This window comes from Streptomyces sp. AC602_WCS936 (assembly GCF_019049125.1).
Classification (GTDB): domain Bacteria; phylum Actinomycetota; class Actinomycetes; order Streptomycetales; family Streptomycetaceae; genus Streptomyces.
This window is the reverse complement of sequence record NZ_JAGMUF010000008.1, coordinates 1-18,528: the sequence shown is the minus strand read 5'-3', so window position 1 is coordinate 18,528 and position 18,528 is coordinate 1. Positions and strand designations below refer to the sequence as shown.

The window sequence follows — 18,528 nt, the reverse complement described above, 5'->3', positions numbered from 1 at the left end:
CGGCGGTATACGGGCACGACAATCTTCGTCAGGTTTCGCGCGCGCAGGAAACGGGCAATCGGCCGTGTTTTGGGGGACGGCGGGCACGAGTTTGGCTTTGTGTTCGGGGCTTGTTCGAATCTGATCGGGTGGTGGCCGCCCGGTTTCGGAGCCTCCTGCCGGCTGAGGCTGGTCAGGCGACCGTCAGGCCGCCGGTGCCTTTGCCCGTCCCCGTGCCCGCCTGCGGCGCGACGGCGTCGAGCGCCTCACGGATGCCGGTGGCCACGGCGGGGTGCACGGGCAGAGCCAGGTGCCCGATGCCGCTCACCCGTACGTTCTGTACGGAAAGATCGGGGTGGTCGAGGCAGGCCGTCTCGAGTGGGTCCATCACCCGGTCCAGGTCGCTCCAGAAGCTGACGAACTGCGTGCGGCAACCGGGTGACGGCCGGGTCAGCTCCTCGATCACCGCGGAACCAGGGCGCATCTGGCGCACGATCGGGTGCGCGTTCGCCAGAGGGACCACCCGGGTGCCGGCGTGCGGGGTGCCGAGCGTGACGAGCGTCCGGACGCGGAGGTCTCCGCCGAGGCGCTGCACGTAGTACCGCGCGATCAGCCCGCCGAGGCTGTGCCCGACGACGTCGACCCGCTCGCTGCCCGACCGCTCGCAGATCTCCTCGATGTGCCGTCCGAGCAACTCGGCCGCGGTGCGGATGTCGCAGGTCAGGGGGGAGTAGTTGAGCGATTCGACCTGGTGCCTGCCGTGCTGGGCCAGACTGCGGCGCAGCAGCAGGAAAACCGACCGGTTGTCGATGAAACCGTGCAGCAGGACGACCGGGGGGCTGGTGGGTGCGGGGAGCCGAGGGGCGGGCGGTGAGGTTTCGGGGTCGCGGGAGTCCGTCGACGGGAGGGAGCAGACGGAGCGGCGTTCCTGGATGATCCCCGAGGGGTAGAGCAGAAGATGCCCGGCGAGGATCGCGACCTCCAGGGCGCTGGCCTTCAGGAGGGTCATGGAGAGTCCGGTCAACCGACCCGGGAGGCCCGTCAGACTCGTCAGCCCTGGTAGTCCCGGCAGACCGGGCAGCCCCGGCAGGCCGGGCAGAAGACGCTGGCAGAGCGGGAGAAGGGGCAGTGCTGCCGTGGTGACCTTCATGGGCCGACCTCCTGTCGGCACGCGCAGGGACGCCTCTGTCCCCCGTGTGCCCTCGTGGAGAGTCGTGACACCAGTGATCGGTGGTGTTTGCGAGGTATGCCTGAATGGGCGTGCCGAAGTGACATTCGGTGCTCGGGTGCTCTTTGAGCCCTGTGGTGTCGGTGATAAGGCGACGAGGCCGGCTGCTGCCCGGTCCTGCCCTCGCTGCGGCTCTCCGTACGCGTGATGCCGCCGCGCCCTGTGAACGGCGCGCGGCGAACGTGTCCCACCGTGTGATTTCCCCCTCTGTATCCACCGCGAAACTGCCGGTTGCGGGATGCTGGCGATAACGTTCGTTCACTTCCCCGGACGACGTGGTGCGGGGTGTCCGCGCCGGCGAGATGTGCGGTACTTGTCGGTACGGATGGATGTAGTCGCTTCATGGAGGCAGTGATGGGTGTGGCAGCCGGTCCGATCCGCGTGGTGGTGGCCAAGCCGGGGCTCGACGGCCACGATCGCGGGGCGAAGGTGATCGCGCGGGCCCTGCGCGACGCCGGTATGGAGGTCATCTACACCGGGCTTCACCAGACACCCGAACAGATCGTGGACACCGCGATCCAGGAGGACGCCGACGCCATCGGGCTGTCCATCCTCTCCGGCGCCCACAACACGCTCTTCGCCGCCGTGATCGAGCTGCTCGAGGAGCGGGACGCGGCGGACATCCTGGTTTTCGGCGGCGGGATCATCCCGGAGGCGGACATCGCCCCGCTGAAGGAGAAGGGCGTCGCGGAGATCTTCACCCCCGGCGCGACGACGGCGTCGATCGTGGACTGGGTACGGACGAACGTGCGGGAGCCGGCGGGGGCGTAGCCGCGCGGTCCGGTGGTGCGGGCTGAGGAGGCCCGACCGTTTGGCCCGACCGTTTGGTCCGACCGTGTGGTGCGGTGGTGCGGTGGTGCGGTGGTGCGGTGGTGCGGTGGTGCGGTCCGCGTGTTGGGGGCCGCGCGCCAATGCCGATGCCGGCGGCTGGGGCGCGCCGAGTGTCGGCCGCCGGGGCGCCCGGACGCCTGGGCGTCAGAACGCCGGAGCGCCGGGGCGTTCGCGGCACTTGCCCCACGTCACGGCGCCGGCGCCAGGGCGGCGTGATCGCCTGGCCGGCGGGCCGCGCGGTGGGCGGACCGGCGTTCGAACCGCGCTTCTCCCCCTCATCCGCCCGTCCGCTACTCCGCCGCCAGCTCCTCGGCCATCGCCGCACGCAACCGCAGTGTCGTCACGAGCCGTTGGAACGCCTCCGCCCAGTACCCACCGGCTCCCGGCGACGCGTCCTCAGGTTCGTCGGGTATCGCCAGCAGGCCGTCTAGGCGGCCCGCCTCCGACGGGTCGAGGCAGCGTTCGGCCAGACCCATGACACCACTGAAACTCCAGGGATAGCTCCCCGCGTCCCGGGCGATGTTGAGCGCGTCGACCACCGCACGTCCGAGCGGCGGGGCCCACGGCACCGCGCACATCCCGAGCAGCTGGAAAGCCTCCGACAGGCCGTGCGTCGCGATGAACCCGGCGACCCACTCGGCACGCTCGCCGGCCCGCAGCGTGCCGAGGAGTTTGGCCCGTTCGGCCAGTGACACCGCACCCGGCCCCCCGGCCTCGGGCGCCGTGGGCGCACCCAACAGTGCCCTCGCCCACGCCCCGTTCCGCTGCCGTACCGCGGCCCGGCACCACGCCGCCTGCAGATCGCTCTGCCAGTCGTCCGCCACCGGCAGGGCGACGATCTCCTCGGGGGTACGTCTGCCGAGCCGGTCCGGCCACGTCCCGAGCGGCGCCGCCTCCACCAACTGACCGAACCACCAGGACCGTTCCCCCCGCCCCGAAGGCGGCTTGAGAATGACGCCGTCCCGCTCCATGGCCGCGTCGCACTCGTGCGGAGCCTCGACGGCGATCGCCGGTGGGTCCAGGGAACGGTCGAGGGACACGCACGTCGCGGCGCGCGCCCCCATGCGCGCGGCGAGCGCCGACTCGGGCAGCGCCGACAGCAGCTCCGCCGCCGTCGCCCGCACGTTGCGGCTGCGGTCGGCCAGCGCCTGCTCGAGGAACGGCTCGTCCGCCGCCTCCAGCCCCGTCCGCAGTGAGTCGAGGAACATCAGCCGGTCCTCGGCCCGCTCCGTCGCCCATGTCGAGGTCAGCAGCGCTCGCGCCGCCACCGGGTCGCGGGCGCGCAGGGACGCCAGCAGGGCCACCCGCTCGGCGAAGAGACCCTCCTCCCACAGTCGCCGTATCCGCTCCGCGGCCTCCGGGCCGGGCAGCGCGGTGCCGCCGCCCGGCGTCGCCCGCAGGGCGAACCGCCAGTCCGGATTCAGCCGGGCCAGCCACAGGGCGCGGGGCCCCGCGAACGCCAGTGCCGCCGGACGCAGGTCCGTGCGCCCCCGTGCCGCGTCCAACAGGGCCGGGACCGACTGGGGCGGTGCCGCGAAACCTCGGGCGTTCGCCGCTGCCAGCCACTGGGGAAGCAGTTCCATCAGGTCGGGGGCGGTGCCTCGACGGCCGCCGCCCGCCGTGCCCGGCCGGTCGGTGAGCAGCATCGTGAGCCGGTGGGCCGCCGCGGCCGGCAGGGTCGGGCGGGGGTCCCGCGGAGCCGGTTCCGGACGCCGGGCCGCAGGGACCGGGCACAGTCCGGCACGCCTTCGGACGGTCTCGGCGGCAGCCGCGTCCAGCAGCGCCGCCGGCGCGCGCGCCCCGGGCTCGCAGCCGCGGGGAGTGCGCCGGCTCGTACCGAGCAGTGCTGCGGTGACCAGGTCCTCCCAAAGACTGGGTGCGGGTGCGGGTGCGGGTGCGGGTTTCGTGGCGGTTGCGGGAGCGGAGGCGGGTGCTTGCACGGGTGTGTCCGCGTCCGCGGTCGCGGGCGTCCTGGTCATGCCGTTCCCTTCCGGTTCCGTGTCGTGGGGCGGGTCAGCAGGGGCGGGTCAGCACAGCGGCACTGCCCGACCGGGCCCGTCCGGCCAGGCGGTCAGCGGCGTGAAACCCCGGTGGCCGCACTGGCCGAACACCTTCACGGGCGCGCCACCGGACAGGGCGACGAGGCGCCACAGCCCCGTACGATCGCCGACGGCCGGGGTGAGCGGCAGCGCCGTGTCCTCGGCGGCGTCCGCCAGTTGCCAGGAGTCGCCGTCCGGCACCGGGACGACACGTTCCAGAGTCACCGGCACCGACTCCAGCCACGGATCGTCACGGAGGGCCTTGCCGTAGCGGGCCACCGCCTGGGACGGCGTGCCACCTTTCGGACGTATCTCAGCGGGTGCGGGCGGCGCGAACTGCTGGCCCAGGGTCGCCCGCTGCCGGCCGGCGCCCGGATACGCCGACAACTCCGCGTCCAGGCTCAGCCCCACGGGCAGCGTCAGCTCCGGGGACCGGCCTGCGGCGCCGTAGGAGAGGAGCAGTGCGACGCGGTCCGTCTCCGTGCCGTACAGCCAGACGCGACGGGTCGTCAGCCGGGCGTCGGCGGTGTCGTACTGAGCGAGGACCAGCCAGTGGTCCCGCACCGGAGGGCCGTCCGCGGTCGACGGCAGACCGACGCGGGTGCGGACCGTCGCCGCGAGATCCTCCGGCAGCCGATCGCGCCGCAGCCAGCCCTGGTCGAGGAGGTGCAGCAGGGCGCACTCCTCCAGCAGCCGGACCGGCCAGCCGGGACCGGACGACGGTATCGACCCCAGTTCACGCACGCGCGAGGCGAGCCCCGGCGCCTGGGCGTCGACCATGCGGGCCGCCGTCTCCTCCCACAGCCCGTACCCCGCCCGTTCCGCTTCGGCCAGGCCACCGCGCAAGACGTCCGCCAGGCGTTGCTCCAACTCCGTCGCGCCCGCGGTGACCCGCTCCGCCCGCTGTGCGGCGCGGCGCCGCGCCGCCGCCGGATCACCGGGCCGAACGGCGGGCCCGGGCGGTCCCGCGGCCGTCCTCTCCGCCGCGTGCGAGCGTCGCCCGGCAACCCACTGCTCCGCCCAGCCCGGCGGCTCGCCCACCGGGACCGCACCGTCTCCGCCCGCCCAGAGCAGCAACAGCCCGAGCGCGTGCTTGCACGGAGACTTGTCGCTCGGGCAACCGCACGTGTACGCGGGCCCGGACACGTCCGCCATGTCGACGACCGTGCGATACGGCCGGCTGCCGCTGCCCTGGCACAGCCCCCACACCGCCCCTTCCTCGGAGCTCCCCACCTCCGACCACGGGCCGGTCGTGGCGAGTCTGCCGCCTGCTCTGCGTGACGCCGCGTCAGGTGCCAGTGCCAGCACCTGGTCCGCGGTCCAGCGCACCCCCTGCTGAGTCATGTCATCGAAGGTAGATCCCACCACTGACAATCGACTTCGAGCTGACGTTTTCGCAGGTCAGAGCGATTGTCAGTGGCGTGGTGCACCGTGGATGGCAGATCGAGCCGGCCGAGCTGGAGGGGGAATCAGCCATGCCTGTGTCCGTAGCACCGACATCCGCGGCACCGACGTCCGTCGACGCGAGCCGGGACGGGGCCGCACCGGAAGCGGAGGTCTTGCGTCCGCACGCCGAGAACGAGTTCGCGGCCGAACTCGACGCGCTGGCGGCGCAGGACGACCGCCCGCGCCCGCCCCGCTGGAAGCTGTCGCCGTGGGCGGTCGCCACCTACCTGCTCGGCGGCACCCTGCCCGACGGCACGGAGATCTCGCCGAAGTACGTGGGCCCGCGCCGCATCGTCGAGGTGGCCGTCAGCACGCTCGCCACCGACCGCGCCCTGCTCCTGCTCGGCGTGCCCGGCACGGCGAAGACCTGGCTGTCCGAGCACCTCGCCGCAGCCGTCAGCGGTGACTCGACCCTGCTGGTGCAGGGCACGGCCGGCACTCCCGAAGAGGCCATCCGCTACGGGTGGAACTACGCGCGGCTCCTCGCCCACGGCCCCAGCCGCGACGCCCTCGTGCCCAGCCCCGTCATGCGCGCCATGGCGGAGGGCATGACCGCCCGGGTCGAGGAACTGACCCGCATCCCGGCCGACGTGCAGGACACGCTCATCACCGTCCTGTCGGAGAAGAACCTGCCGATACCGGAGCTGGGCCAGGAAGTGCAGGCGGTCCGCGGATTCAACCTGATCGCCACCGCCAACGACCGGGACCGCGGGGTCAACGACCTCTCCAGCGCCCTGCGCCGGCGTTTCAACACCGTGGTGCTGCCGCTGCCCGAGACCGCGGAGGCCGAGGTCGAGATCGTCTCGCGCCGTGTCGACCAGATCGGCCGCTCCCTCGACCTGCCGACGGCGCCCGACGGCGTCGACGAGATCCGCCGCGTCGTCACCGTCTTCCGTGAGCTGCGGGACGGGCTGACGGGCGACGGGCGTACGAAGGTGAAGTCGCCCAGCGGCACGTTGTCCACGGCCGAGGCCATCTCCGTCGTCACCAACGGCTTGGCGCTGGCGGCCCACTTCGGTGACGGGGTGCTCCGGCCCGGCGACGTCGCCGCGGGCATCCTGGGCGCCGTCGTCCGTGACCCGGCCGCCGACCGCGTCATCTGGCAGGAGTACCTGGAGACGGTCGTCCGGGAGCGCGACGGGTGGAAGGACTTCTACCGGGCGTGCCGGGAGGTGAGCGCGTGAGCGGCACGCGGACGTGGGCGCCGCCGCGGACGGGCACTCCGGCCCCGGGCACCACAGCGGACGACGAGGACTCGTCCTGGTCCCGCAGGCGAGGGGGACGGTGTGGCGGGCGCTGAGAGCACCAGGAGGGGTCGACCGGGCGGGAACGGGCGTGGCGACGCCGGGAGTGGCGGGGCCTGCGGGGCAGCGGGGGCCGGTAGCGGGCCGTTGCTGCTGGGCGTACGCCATCACGGGCCGGGGTCGGCACGGGCGGTCCGGGCGGCGCTGGAGGCGGCCCGGCCGGGGATCGTGCTGATCGAAGGGCCGCCCGAGGCCGACGCCCTGATCCCGCTGGCCGCGGACGAGGACATGCGTCCCCCGATCGCGCTCCTCGCCCACGCCGTGGACGAACCCGGGCGCTCGGCGTTCTGGCCGTTGGCCGAGTTCTCCCCGGAGTGGGTGGCCGTCCGCTGGGCCCTGGAGCACGACGTACCGGCCCGCTTCATCGACCTGCCGGCAGCGCACACACTGGCGTGGCGGGCGTCCGAGGGCGAGGAGGTCGAGTCCCGAGAGTGCGAGGGGGACGGGTCCGGTGCCGCCTCCCCCGGCCTCCGGGGCGATCCGCTCGCCGTGCTCGCCGAGGCCGCGGGCTACGACGATCCCGAGCTCTGGTGGGAGGACGCCGTCGAACACCGGGACGCGGGCGACGGGGACGTGCTCGCACCGTTCACGGCGCTCGAGGAGGCCATGACGGTGCTGCGGGAGACCGAGGAGGGCGGCGGGCACGACCGGGAGCCGGTGCGGGAGGCGTACATGCGGCTCCAGGTACGGGCGGCACAGCGCGAGTTCGCCCAGGGTGTGGCCGTGGTGTGCGGGGCCTGGCACGTGCCCGCGCTCCGGCGCAAGGCCACCGTCGGCGCCGACCGGGCGCTGCTGAAGGGGCTGCCCAGGACCAAGGTGGACATGACCTGGGTGCCCTGGACCCACCGCAGGCTGTCCCGGTCCAGTGGGTACGGGGCCGGTATCGAGTCGCCGGGCTGGTACGGGCACTTGTTCAGCGCGCCGGACCGGCCCGTGGAGCGGTGGCTGACCAAGGTGGCCGGGCTGCTGCGGGCGGAGGACCGGCTCGTCTCCTCGGCGCACGTCATCGAGGCGGTGCGGCTGGCCGAGACCCTCGCCGTGCTGCGCGGCCGCCCGCTGCCCGGGCTGAGCGAGACGACGGAGGCCGTACGGGCGGTGATGTGCGAGGGCTCGGACGTGCCCCTGGCACTGGTGCACGACCGGCTGGTCGTCGGTGACGTGCTGGGCGAGGTACCCGCCGGGGCGCCCGCGGTGCCGCTGCAGCGTGACCTGGCCCGGCTGCAGCGGCGGCTGCGGCTGAAGCCGGAGGCCTCGGAACGGGAGCTGGAGCTCGACCTGCGCAAGGAGACCGACGCGGGGCGCAGCAGACTGCTGCACCGGCTGCGGCTGCTCGGCATCGGCTGGGGGGAGTCGGCCTCCTCGCGGGGCAGCACGGGTACATTCCGGGAGACGTGGCGGCTGCGGTGGGAGCCGGAGTTGTCGGTGCGGGTCGCCGAGGCCGGAGTGTGGGGCACCACCGTGTTGGCCGCGGCGACCGCCAAGGCGGAGGCGGACGCCGTCACCGCGCGGACCCTCGCCGAGGTCACCGCGCTCGCCGAACGCTGTCTGCTGGCCGAACTGCCGGACGCGCTGGGCCCGGTGATGCGGATACTCGCCGACCGCGCGGCGCTCGACACGGACGTCGGCCATCTCGCCCAGGCCCTGCCGGCCCTCGTCCGTTCACTGCGCTACGGCGATGTGCGCGGCACCGGCACCGGCGCGTTGGCCGAGGTCGCCGCGGGCCTCGCCGAGCGGGTCTTCGTGGGGTTGCCACCGGCCTGCGCCGCGCTGGACGCCGACGCGGCGCAGGAGATGTGCCGGCACGTGGACGCCGTGCACGGCGCGGTGGGACTGCTCGGCGACGCTGCGGCGCCCGGCCACGGCGACCTGCGAGCCCGCTGGCGGGCCGTGCTGCACACCCTGTCCGGCCGGGACACCGTGCCCGGTGTCATCCGCGGGCGGGTCGTCCGGCTCCTGCTGGACGACGGCGAGCTCGCGCCGGACGAGGCGGCGCGGCTCATGGGCCTGGTGCTGTCCCCGGGGACGCGGCCGGCGGACGCCGCGGCGTGGATCGAGGGCTTCTTCGGCGGCGGCCCGGGCGGCGGCATGTTGCTCCTCCACGACGAACGGTTGCTCGCACTGGTCGACGGGTGGCTGACCGGTGTACCGGCGGAGGCGTTCACGGACGTACTGCCGCTGTTGCGGCGTACCTTCTCGGCGTACGAGCCGGCAGTCCGCCGCGGCATCGGCGAGCTGGTCCGGCGTGGCCCGGAAGGCCGGGTGGGGGTGACGGTGACGGACGGCGGCGCACCCGGTTTCGCCCCCGGCCTCGACACCGGGCGTGCCGACGCCGTGCTGCCGGTGGTCCGGTTGCTGCTCGGCCTCGACGGCGCGGGCGAGGGAGAGGCGGCCGACGAGGGGTTCGCGGCCGAGGAGGGGGATGCGGCGGACGAGGCGGACACGGTGGGCGATGCTCGCCCGGCGGGCACAGCGGATCGAGCCGTTCCGGCGGACCGGCCGCGCTCGTCGGACCCGGCGGACAGCGCAGTTGTGTCGGGCCTGCCAGACCGGGCGGGCGCGGTGGAACCGGCGGGCCGGGTGGATCCGGCGGATCGGGTGGGTCCGGCGGGCCGGGCGGATTCAGGGGGTCCGGCGGAATCAGCGGATCGGCCGGAATCAACAAACCCGGCGGATGCAGCGGACCGGGCGGAATCAGCGGACCCGGCGGATGCAGCGGACCGGGTCGGCCCGAGTGCCGTGTCCGGGGGCTGTGATCTCAACGTGCCAGTGGAGGTGGACGCATGACGGCCAAGCCTGTGGACGCCGAGGCGGCACAGGAGCGGCTGCGGCGGTGGCGGCTCGTGCTCGGTGGTGACCAGGCCGACGGCACCGGCCACCCGCTCTCCGGTTCGGACGCCGCGATGGACGGGGCACTCACCGCGCTCTACGGGAAGGGGGCGGAGCCACGGACGGGACGGGAGCGTTCCGGGGGGCTGGGGGCCTCCGCGCCGGCCGTGGCACGCTGGCTCGGGGACATACGGACCTACTTCCCGTCCTCCGTCGTCCAGGTCATGCAGCGGGACGCCATCGACCGGCTCGGCCTCGCCACACTCCTGCTGGAGCCGGAGATGCTCGAGGCCGTGGAGGCCGACGTGCACCTCGTCGGCACCCTGCTGTCCCTCAACAAGGCGATGCCGGAGACGACGAAGGAGACGGCACGTGCCGTCGTCCGAAAGGTCGTCGAGGACCTGGAGAAGCGGCTCGCCGGACGTACCCGGGCCGCCCTCACCGGTGCTCTCGACCGCAGTGCGCGCGTCAGCCGGCCCCGCCACCACGACATCGACTGGAACCGCACGATCGCGGCCAACCTCAAGCACTACCTCCCCGAGCACCGGACGGTCGTGCCGGAGCGGCTCGTCGGCTACGGACGCGCGTCCCGCTCCATGAAGAAGGAGGTCATCCTCTGTGTCGACCAGTCGGGGTCGATGGCGGCGTCCGTCGTGTACGCCTCCGTGTTCGGCGCGGTGCTCGGGTCCATGCGGTCGATCAGCACGCGGCTCGTGGTCTTCGACACGGCGGTGGCCGACCTCACCGAACAGCTCGACGACCCGGTCGACGTGCTGTTCGGCACCCAGCTCGGCGGCGGCACGGACATCAACCGTGCGCTGGCCTACTGCCAGTCACGGATCACCCGGCCCGCGGAGACGGTGGTCGTGCTGATCAGCGACCTGTACGAGGGAGGCATACGGAACGAGATGCTCAAGCGGGTCGCGGCGATGAAGGCGGCCGGCGTGCAGTTCGTGACACTGCTGGCGCTGTCGGACGAAGGGGCGCCCGCGTACGACCGGGAGCACGCGGCGGCACTCGCCGAACTGGGCGCACCGGCCTTCGCCTGCACGCCCGACCTCTTCCCGGAGGTGATGGCCGCGGCCATCGAGAAGCGGGCGCTGCCGATACCGGACGCCGGGTGACGATTTGTCGACCCAGGTGGCCCGATTCCTTCCGGCAAAACGGACATGACTGGCCATCGGTCGGGCCAGGCTTGCGTGACCTACGGAGGTACGTGCGAGGATCGCGCGTCGTATCGACAGTTCGTGTGAATACGACGTGTGAACCGTTCCGCCGCACGGGAGGAATCTCCCCCTCTTGACCTGGTCAGCAGTTCTGCCCGAGGCCGCTTGGCGCATGATGCGCACGGCGGCCGGGCGGCGTGCGCTGCACGTGACGCTGCTGGTGGGCGGGTTGTTCGTGCTGGGGGTGCTCTGCGGAGAGCGGGCACAGGCCGCCGAGGGCGTTCCGTCGCCGAGGGACGTCACCGGACTCGTGAGCGGCCAGGACTCTCCGGTCGCTCAGGCACACGAGGTGCCGGTACCCGACCTCGGTCTTCGTCACATGACCGAGGATGTCGTCCGGCCCGTGGAGGACCGCCTCGTGGAGGACCGGCTCGTGCGGCCGGTCGTCGACGCGGTGGACACGGTGGCGAACGGGCTCGGGTCGGCCGCGCAGGCGGAGGTTCCTCCGTTGGGGGCGCTTACCACCCCGCCCGGCTTGACCACCCCGCCCGGCCTGACCGCCCCATCTGGTCTGGGTGACCTGCCTGATCTGGCCGGCCTGCCCGGTCGGGTGGTGCCCGCCGACCCGCTCCCGCAGACCCTGCCGTCGATCACGGAACCGGTCGCCTCCGACACGGTCGGCCCCGAAGAGGACTCCGCGGCCTCGGCAGCCGCCTCCGACGCCCGGTCCACCGAAGGGGCCGCAGCCTCGGCGACCGCCGCCTACGGTCCGCGGCCCGCCACGCCCGCCGCCTGGTCCGCGGCGCACGGCACCACCGACCGCGCGGTGTCGCCGTCCACCGCGACCACCCCGAGCCCCGCCCCCGCCCGCCAGTCGCCCACCGGTGATCCGGACGGCGCGCTGGGCACGGGGGCCGGTGCCGACCACGGCACGCCCCGCCACGGTGACGCACACGCGGTCACCCCGCATCACGGGATCCCGTTCCGACTCGTGCCCGGCGCCCTTGCGCGCGCCGACGCTGCCGAGACCCGGGACCGGTACCGGGACATTCCGGTCTCTCCCGCCTAGCAGCGGATCCTCCCCTCCCCCCCCGCAGACTCGCCGCGCGGGGCGGAGAGGTCTGCCCGCCGTCCGGACGCTTCTCATCCACGTCTCCGGGCGGACGCCGCCGGCCAGGCATCCGGAATTCGGAAATGTCCCAAGCTCAGCTCTTCGAAGGACCTGACGTACTCATGAACAAGAACATCCGCCGCTCCATAGTCATCACCGCAGGCGTCACCGGCGCCTGGGCACTGGGCTCCGCCGTCGCCAGTGCCGACGAACTGCCCGCCGCCTCCGTGTCCGTCCCCGACGTCGTGACGGACACGACGGCCGACGCCGTCGCCGACGCCCCCTCCATGTCGGACGTCGTCACCTCCGCGTCGGACACCGTCCCGGCCCCCGAGGCCGCCGCCGTCACGACCTCCGTGACGACCCCGGTGACGGACGCGGCCACCGCCGACATCGACTACCTCTTCGGACCTCTCTCCGCCTTCGCCCCGGAACTCGACCAGGCACAGGACGCCGCCCAGGAGACGGCCGGCACGGTCACCCCGCCGGTCGCCGAGCAGGCGGTGAGCGGTGCCGTGCCGGTCGCCGAGGCGATCGTCGGCGACGTCCGGCCGTACGCCACCGGACTGGCCGGTGAGGTCACCGGCGACACCAGGGACGCCGTCCTGCCGCCGGTCGCGAACACCGCCGTGGACGGTGCCGTGCCCGTCGCCGGGCAGGCCGTCCAGGACACAGGCGGGCTGGCCGACGGGGTCGCGGGCGACGTACGCCCGTTCGCGGACGGTGTCGCCGGGACCGTGCCGCCCCTGACCCAGGGCGTGACCGGGCACGCCGGGTCGTTCGCCGGGGGCGTCGAGGGTGCTGTGCGCCCGGTCGTCGACACGGTGTCGGACGCCGTGGCCGACACGGTGCGGCCGGTCGTCGGGGGCGTCGGCGAGAGCGCCACGACGCTGACGTACGGCGTCGCCGGCGAGGCGGTCCCCTTCGCGCAGGACGTCACAGGGCAGGTCGCCCCCTTCACGCAGGACCTGACCGGCACCGTCCGGGACACGCCGCTGACGGGCAACGCCGTCACCGGCGCGGAGAACATCGCCGAGTCGGTCACCCCGGACTACGCCCAGGCCTACGCCCAGGACATCCAGGGCGGCGCCTACGGCGCGCTGGGCAACCCCTACGGGGCCTGACCAACGGGCTTCGCGGAGCGCGCGGCCCGGACGGTCCGGCCGAAAGCCGTCGGCCCCCGTCCGGCCGTAGCTCCGCGGACCGGGCGGGCCGGTCCCCATTGGGGTGGGGACCGGCCGCCCGCACTCCGGACGGCCGCACTCCCGCGGCCGCTCCGGGGCGTTCCACGGGCCTCACCGGGTCAACCCCAACCCGGTGAGGCCCTTCTCTGCGCTTTCTCTGCCTTTTCCGCCCCTCACACCAGGCACCCCGTGCCAGTGAGCGCGGCATCATGTGACAGGCATCACCGCTCAGGTGTGACCCACGATTTAGAGACCCCCCGCAAGCGGCGATAACCTGCGAGACGGACATGCCGCGCGCTCGGACACCGTGTGCGCCTCCCTTGTGACTCACAGCGGACGTCACGTTGCCCTTCGCGGCACGCCCACGCATCCAACGAACCGCGAGATCACTGATAGGGACGGAAGCGCGTGGACCTGTTCGAGTACCAGGCGAGGGACCTCTTCGCCAAGCACGATGTACCGGTGCTGGCCGGTGAAGTCATCGACACGCCTGAGGCGGCGCGCGCGATCACCGAGGGTCTGGGCGGCAAGTCCGTCGTCAAGGCTCAGGTGAAGGTCGGTGGCCGCGGCAAGGCCGGCGGCGTGAAGCTCGCCGCCTCGGCGGACGAGGCCGTCGCCCGCGCGACGGACATCCTCGGCATGGACATCAAGGGCCACACGGTCCACAAGGTGATGATCGCCGAGACCGCCCCCGAGATCGTCGAGGAGTACTACGTCTCCTTCCTCCTCGACCGTGCCAACCGCACCTTCCTCTCCATCGCCTCCGTCGAGGGCGGCGTGGAGATCGAGGAGGTGGCGGCCACCCGTCCGGAGGCCGTCGCCAAGACCCCGATCGACGCGATCGACGGCGTGACGCCCGAGAAGGCGCGCGAGATCGTCGAGGCCGCGAAGTTCCCGGCCGAGGTCGCCGACAAGGTCGCCGACATCCTGGTCAAGCTGTGGGACACCTTCATCAAGGAGGACGCCCTCCTGGTCGAGGTCAACCCGCTGGCCAAGGTCGTCTCCGGCGACGTCATCGCCCTCGACGGCAAGGTGTCGCTCGACGACAACGCCGAGTTCCGCCACCCGGACTTCGAGGAGCTCCACGACAAGGCCGCCGCCAACCCGCTCGAGGCGGCTGCCAAGGAGAAGAACCTCAACTACGTCAAGCTCGACGGCGAGGTCGGCATCATCGGCAACGGCGCGGGTCTCGTCATGAGCACCCTGGACGTCGTCGCGTACGCCGGTGAGAAGCACGGCAACGTGAAGCCCGCCAACTTCCTGGACATCGGTGGCGGTGCCTCCGCCCAGGTCATGGCGAACGGTCTGGAGATCATCCTCGGCGACCCGGACGTCCGCTCCGTGTTCGTCAACGTCTTCGGCGGCATCACCGCCTGCGACGAGGTCGCCAACGGCATCGTCCAGGCGCTGAAGCTCCTCGAGGACCGCGGCGAGAAGGTCGAGAAGCCGCTCGTCGTCCGCCTCGACGGCAACAACGCCGAGCTGGGCCGCAAGATCCTCACCGACGCCAACCACCCGCTGGTCCAGCGCGTCGACACCATGGACGGCGCGGCCGACAAGGCCGCCGAGCTGGCCCACGCCGCCAAGTAAGCACTCAGGACGAGGACACCAACACACCATGGCTATCTGGCTCAACAAGGACAGCAAGGTCATCGTCCAGGGCATGACCGGCGCCACCGGCATGAAGCACACCAAGCTCATGCTCGGCGACGGCACCAACGTCGTGGGCGGCGTGAACCCGCGCAAGGCGGGTCAGTCCGTGGACTTCGACGGCAACGAGGTACCGGTCTTCGGCACCGTCAAGGAGGCCATCGAGAAGACCGGCGCCAACGTCTCCGTCATCTTCGTGCCGGAGAAGTTCACCAAGGACGCCGTCGTCGAGGCCATCGACGCCGAGATCCCGCTGGCCGTCGTGATCACCGAGGGCATCGCCGTGCACGACTCGGCCGCCTTCTGGGCGTACGCGGGCAAGAAGGGCAACAAGACCCGCATCATCGGCCCGAACTGCCCCGGCATCATCACCCCGGGCCAGTCCAACGTCGGCATCATCCCGGGCGACATCACCAAGCCGGGTCGCATCGGCCTGGTCTCGAAGTCCGGCACGCTGACGTACCAGATGATGTACGAGCTGCGCGACATCGGCTTCTCGACCGCCGTCGGCATCGGTGGCGACCCGATCATCGGTACCACGCACATCGACGCGCTCGCCGCGTTCGAGGCCGACCCCGAGACCGACCTGATCGTCATGATCGGCGAGATCGGCGGCGACGCCGAGGAGCGCGCGGCCGACTTCATCAAGGCCAACGTGACCAAGCCGGTCGTCGGCTACGTCGCCGGCTTCACCGCGCCCGAGGGCAAGACCATGGGCCACGCCGGCGCCATCGTCTCCGGTTCGTCCGGCACCGCCCAGGCGAAGAAGGAGGCCCTGGAGGCCGCTGGCGTCAAGGTCGGCAAGACGCCGACCGAGACGGCGAAGCTCGCCCGGGAGATCCTGGCCGGCTGAACACCTTCCGCGCCACGCCACGGCGCGCGGCGCACCACACCGAGTGGGCCCGTCCTCGTCAGAGGGCGGGCCCACTCGGCGTACGGCGGCGTGACGAAAGCCGAACGGCGTCAAGCTGAACGGCGACAAGCCGAACGGTGTCATTCGATCCGGGGCGTCAGCCGTTCCGGGCCGTCCTGCAACTGGTCCCGCAGCTTCTGCCGCAGCTCCAGCTGCTCGTCCGACAGCGGTCCCGGCGCGACCCTGGGCGGCACCCCGCGCACCGTCTCCCCGGGGGACACGGGAGGTTCGTAGTGCGTGGGCGCGGTACGCAGGGTCAGGGCCGTGGTCCCGATGAGGGCGACCGTGAAGGCGATCGCGGCCCGGGTCAGGAAACGCGCCCGGCGTTCACTGCCCGTGCGCACCGCCGTCGGTTCGGCCGCCCGCAGCCGTTCGGCGGACGCCAGCTCGGCCAGCCGCCGGTGCAGCACCTGCGGGTCGGCCAGCTCGGGCAGCCGGCCGGCGAGGGCCTCGCGGGCGCGCATCAGCCGGTTCGCCGCCGCCGGGGTGCTCGCCTCCGTCTCCGCCGCGGTCTCGGGCAGGCCCAGACCCACACCGTCGTACAGCAGGAGCGTGCGGCGGTGCGGCGGGGGAAGCCTGAGCAGGGTGTTCAGCAGAGTGCGGTCGCCGGGGTCGGCGGGGGGCGGCTCCGGGTGCCGGTGGCGCAGCCGGAACCGCTGCCAGGGCGAGAGCGCGTACTCGTACGCCGTCGCCCGGACCCAGCCCACCGGGTCGCGGTCGCGGGCCACCTCGGGCCAGTGCTCCCAGGCGACCTGGAAGGCCCGCTCCACCGACTCGCGCGCCAGTTCGCGCCGACCGGTCAGCAGGTAGGTCTGGCGCACCAGGGACGGGGCGCTGAACCCGTACAGGGCGTCAAAGGCCTGAGCGGGGGTCAGCCGGTCCGGGCCGGGGCGTGCTGACCCGGGCATCGGCTCCGAGTGGGGTTCCGTTTCCGGGCCGCGGTCCGGCTGTTCCTCCGGAACTTGTTCGTCCAGCGGCTTCGCGGGGGGTGCGGGGCTGCCGACCGCTTCCAGGGCAGACCCCAGAACAGGCCCCTGGGCGGCCTCCTCGGCGGGGCTCGGCGCCCCGGCTCCCGCGGCCACGACGACGGGCACCGGTGACTGTTCCGTTTCGGGCTCCGGCTCCGGCGTGAGCGTCGGCTTGGCCCGCCGTGCCGCCGCCTCCTCGGCCAGGGTGTTCAGCAGCTTCGCGTACGCCTCCCGTTTGCGGCCGCGTGGAGTGGTGCGGCCGGACTCCCACGCACGGACCGTCTCGCGGGTGACCCCCACCCGCGCCGCGAGCTGAGCCTGCGTCAGCGAGGCGGACTCGCGCAGGCGTCGGCGTGCCTTGGGAGGAGGGAGCGGGGTTGCGGGGCTCCGTGTCACAGGGCGCCCCTTCGTACGAAAAAGTACATAAACATATATTGAGCGACACAGCGGAGCTTCGCCTGTTACGCCGGGAAAGCGCGTGTCGTTGGGAGCATGGCGGGTGTGATGCAGACGACCGCCCGCCCAGCCCCGCTGTCCCTGCTGCGCACCCGGTGGCGCGACCGGTCGCCCGGTCTGTCCGACGGCCTCCTCGGCGGCGCGGTCGCGGCCGGGCTGGGACTCGCGTCGTGCGCCGTGCTCGTGACGGTGCTTTGGATCAGTTCGCCCTACCCCGACAGCGGGCCCGGCGGCACCCTGCACGTCGCCGCGGCGCTGTGGGTGCTCGCGCACGGGGCCGAACTGGTCCGTGCCGACACGCTCTCGGGTACTCCCGCGCCCGTGGGCGTCACCCCGTTGCTGCTGCTCCTGCTGCCGGTGTGGCTGCTGCATCGCGCGGCCCGGGACGCCACCGACCCCGGGGACGGGGTCGGGGTGGCCGTGGGAGCCGGCGCGAAGGCCGGGGCCGGACGCCTGGGCGCGGGCGGGCGCCTGCGGGACGCCGGGCCACCGCCGGTCTCCGCGCGCAACGCCTGGGCCGGGGTCGTGCTCGGCTACCTCGCCGTCGCCACGCCCGTCGTGCTGTACTCGGCCGACGCTGCGCTGCGGCCGTCCTTGTGGTGGGCGGCGACCTGCCTGCCCCTGGTCACCATGGGCGCGGCGGGCGCGGGAGTGTGGACGGCGTTCGGCCGTCCGGGCGGCCCGGTGGGCCGGGCGCTGCGGGTGCTGCCCCGGAACCTGCGGGAGCTGATCGTGGAGCCGGACGCGCGCCTGGGCGCCGCCACGCGCGCCGCGGGCGCCGGTGCGGCGGTGCTCGTCGGGGGCGGAGCGCTGCTGCTCGCCGTGTCGCTGGTGTGGCACGGGGGCGCCGCGCAGGAGGCGTTCCTGCGGCTGACCGAGGGGTGGTCGGGCCGCTTCGCCGTGCTGCTGCTCTGCCTGACCCTGGTGCCGAACGCGGCGGTGTGGGCGGCGGCGTACGCCCTCGGCCCGGGTTTCGTGCTCGGCACCGGTCATGTCGTGGGCCCGCTCGCCTCCGCGCCGACGCCGTTGCTGCCGCCGTTCCCGTTGCTGGCGGCGGTGCCGGACGCGGGGCCGGGCACGCCGCTGCACTGGGCGGCCGGGGTGGTGCCGTTGGTGGCGGGGGTGGTGGTGGGGTGGTTCACGGCGCGGGCGGCCACGGCGGGTGTGGGCCGGGAGGCGGCGCCGGGGGGTGACGAGGTCGCTGTGGTGTGGTCCTGGCGCCGAACCATTGGCGCCGCCGTCCTGGCCGCCGTGCTGTGCGCGGTGCTCGTCGCGCTGCTGGCCGCGTTGGCGGGCGGTCCGCTCGGGAGTGCCGCGCTTGCCCGGTTCGGGCCGGTGTGGTGGCAGGTCGGGGGCGCGGCGCTGGGGTGGATCGCGGTGGTGGCGGTGCCGGTGGCGGTGGTGGCGCGGGGGGCGCGGGTGTGGCG

Annotated in this window: 13 protein-coding genes; 9 read left to right on the top strand and 4 right to left on the bottom strand. The window is 73.3% G+C overall.

Going from position 1 to position 18,528, the window contains the following annotated elements:
- Window positions 1–172 precede the first annotated feature (172 nt).
- Window positions 173–1,129 (bottom strand): triacylglycerol lipase, encoded by a 957-nt coding sequence (locus KUM03_RS02800; protein WP_217245403.1) that lies wholly within the window; start codon window positions 1,127–1,129, stop codon window positions 173–175.
- 432 nt (window positions 1,130–1,561) lie between these two features.
- Here KUM03_RS02800 and KUM03_RS02795 point away from each other — a divergent pair, with 432 nt between their 5' ends.
- On the top strand, window positions 1,562–1,978 hold the full coding sequence (locus KUM03_RS02795; RefSeq protein WP_073724926.1) for a cobalamin B12-binding domain-containing protein: 417 nt from the start codon (window positions 1,562–1,564) through the stop codon (window positions 1,976–1,978).
- Between the two features lie 350 nt (window positions 1,979–2,328).
- Here KUM03_RS02795 and KUM03_RS02790 read toward each other — a convergent pair whose 3' ends face one another.
- On the bottom strand, window positions 2,329–4,017 hold the full coding sequence (locus tag KUM03_RS02790) for a DUF5691 domain-containing protein (RefSeq protein WP_254398752.1): 1,689 nt from the start codon (window positions 4,015–4,017) through the stop codon (window positions 2,329–2,331).
- Window positions 4,018–4,065: 48 nt separating this feature from the next.
- Window positions 4,066–5,421 (bottom strand): SWIM zinc finger family protein, encoded by a 1,356-nt coding sequence (locus KUM03_RS02785; RefSeq protein ID WP_217245402.1) that lies wholly within the window; start codon window positions 5,419–5,421, stop codon window positions 4,066–4,068.
- A gap of 131 nt (window positions 5,422–5,552) precedes the next feature.
- Here KUM03_RS02785 and KUM03_RS02780 point away from each other — a divergent pair, with 131 nt between their 5' ends.
- From KUM03_RS02780 to sucD, 7 genes are all read left to right on the top strand, one after another.
- Window positions 5,553–6,707, top strand: a complete 1,155-nt coding sequence (locus KUM03_RS02780) for an AAA family ATPase (protein WP_217245401.1) — start codon at window positions 5,553–5,555, stop codon at window positions 6,705–6,707.
- A gap of 207 nt (window positions 6,708–6,914) precedes the next feature.
- On the top strand, window positions 6,915–9,611 hold the full coding sequence (locus KUM03_RS02775; protein ID WP_254398751.1) for a DUF5682 family protein: 2,697 nt from the start codon (window positions 6,915–6,917) through the stop codon (window positions 9,609–9,611).
- A complete protein-coding gene (locus tag KUM03_RS02770) occupies window positions 9,608–10,777 on the top strand; it encodes a VWA domain-containing protein (RefSeq protein WP_217245400.1) in 1,170 nt (389 codons plus the stop codon). Before KUM03_RS02775 ends, KUM03_RS02770 begins: the two co-directional genes overlap by 4 nt.
- Window positions 10,778–10,952: 175 nt before the next feature.
- Window positions 10,953–11,888: a hypothetical protein gene (locus KUM03_RS02765; RefSeq protein WP_217245399.1), complete on the top strand. Its 936-nt coding sequence runs from the start codon at window positions 10,953–10,955 to the stop codon at window positions 11,886–11,888.
- 164 nt (window positions 11,889–12,052) lie between these two features.
- Complete coding sequence (locus KUM03_RS02760; RefSeq protein ID WP_217245398.1) at window positions 12,053–13,054, top strand: hypothetical protein; 1,002 nt, start codon at window positions 12,053–12,055, stop codon at window positions 13,052–13,054.
- A 468-nt stretch (window positions 13,055–13,522) separates the two neighbouring features.
- Entirely contained in the window at window positions 13,523–14,704 is a 1,182-nt protein-coding gene (sucC, locus tag KUM03_RS02755; RefSeq protein ID WP_217245397.1) for an ADP-forming succinate--CoA ligase subunit beta, read from the top strand.
- A gap of 28 nt (window positions 14,705–14,732) precedes the next feature.
- Window positions 14,733–15,617 carry a succinate--CoA ligase subunit alpha gene (gene sucD / locus KUM03_RS02750; protein ID WP_073724911.1) on the top strand — a complete coding sequence of 295 codons (885 nt, stop codon included), beginning with the start codon at window positions 14,733–14,735 and terminating at the stop codon, window positions 15,615–15,617.
- Window positions 15,618–15,757: 140 nt separating this feature from the next.
- On the opposite strand, the gene KUM03_RS02745 is transcribed toward sucD, so the two are convergent.
- Window positions 15,758–17,041 (bottom strand): helix-turn-helix domain-containing protein, encoded by a 1,284-nt coding sequence (locus KUM03_RS02745; protein WP_217245396.1) that lies wholly within the window; start codon window positions 17,039–17,041, stop codon window positions 15,758–15,760.
- A 96-nt stretch (window positions 17,042–17,137) separates the two neighbouring features.
- Between KUM03_RS02745 and KUM03_RS02740 the strand changes: the two genes are divergently transcribed.
- The coding region (locus KUM03_RS02740; RefSeq protein ID WP_217245395.1) for a DUF6350 family protein at window positions 17,138–18,528 on the top strand (1,391 nt) is incomplete at its 3' end.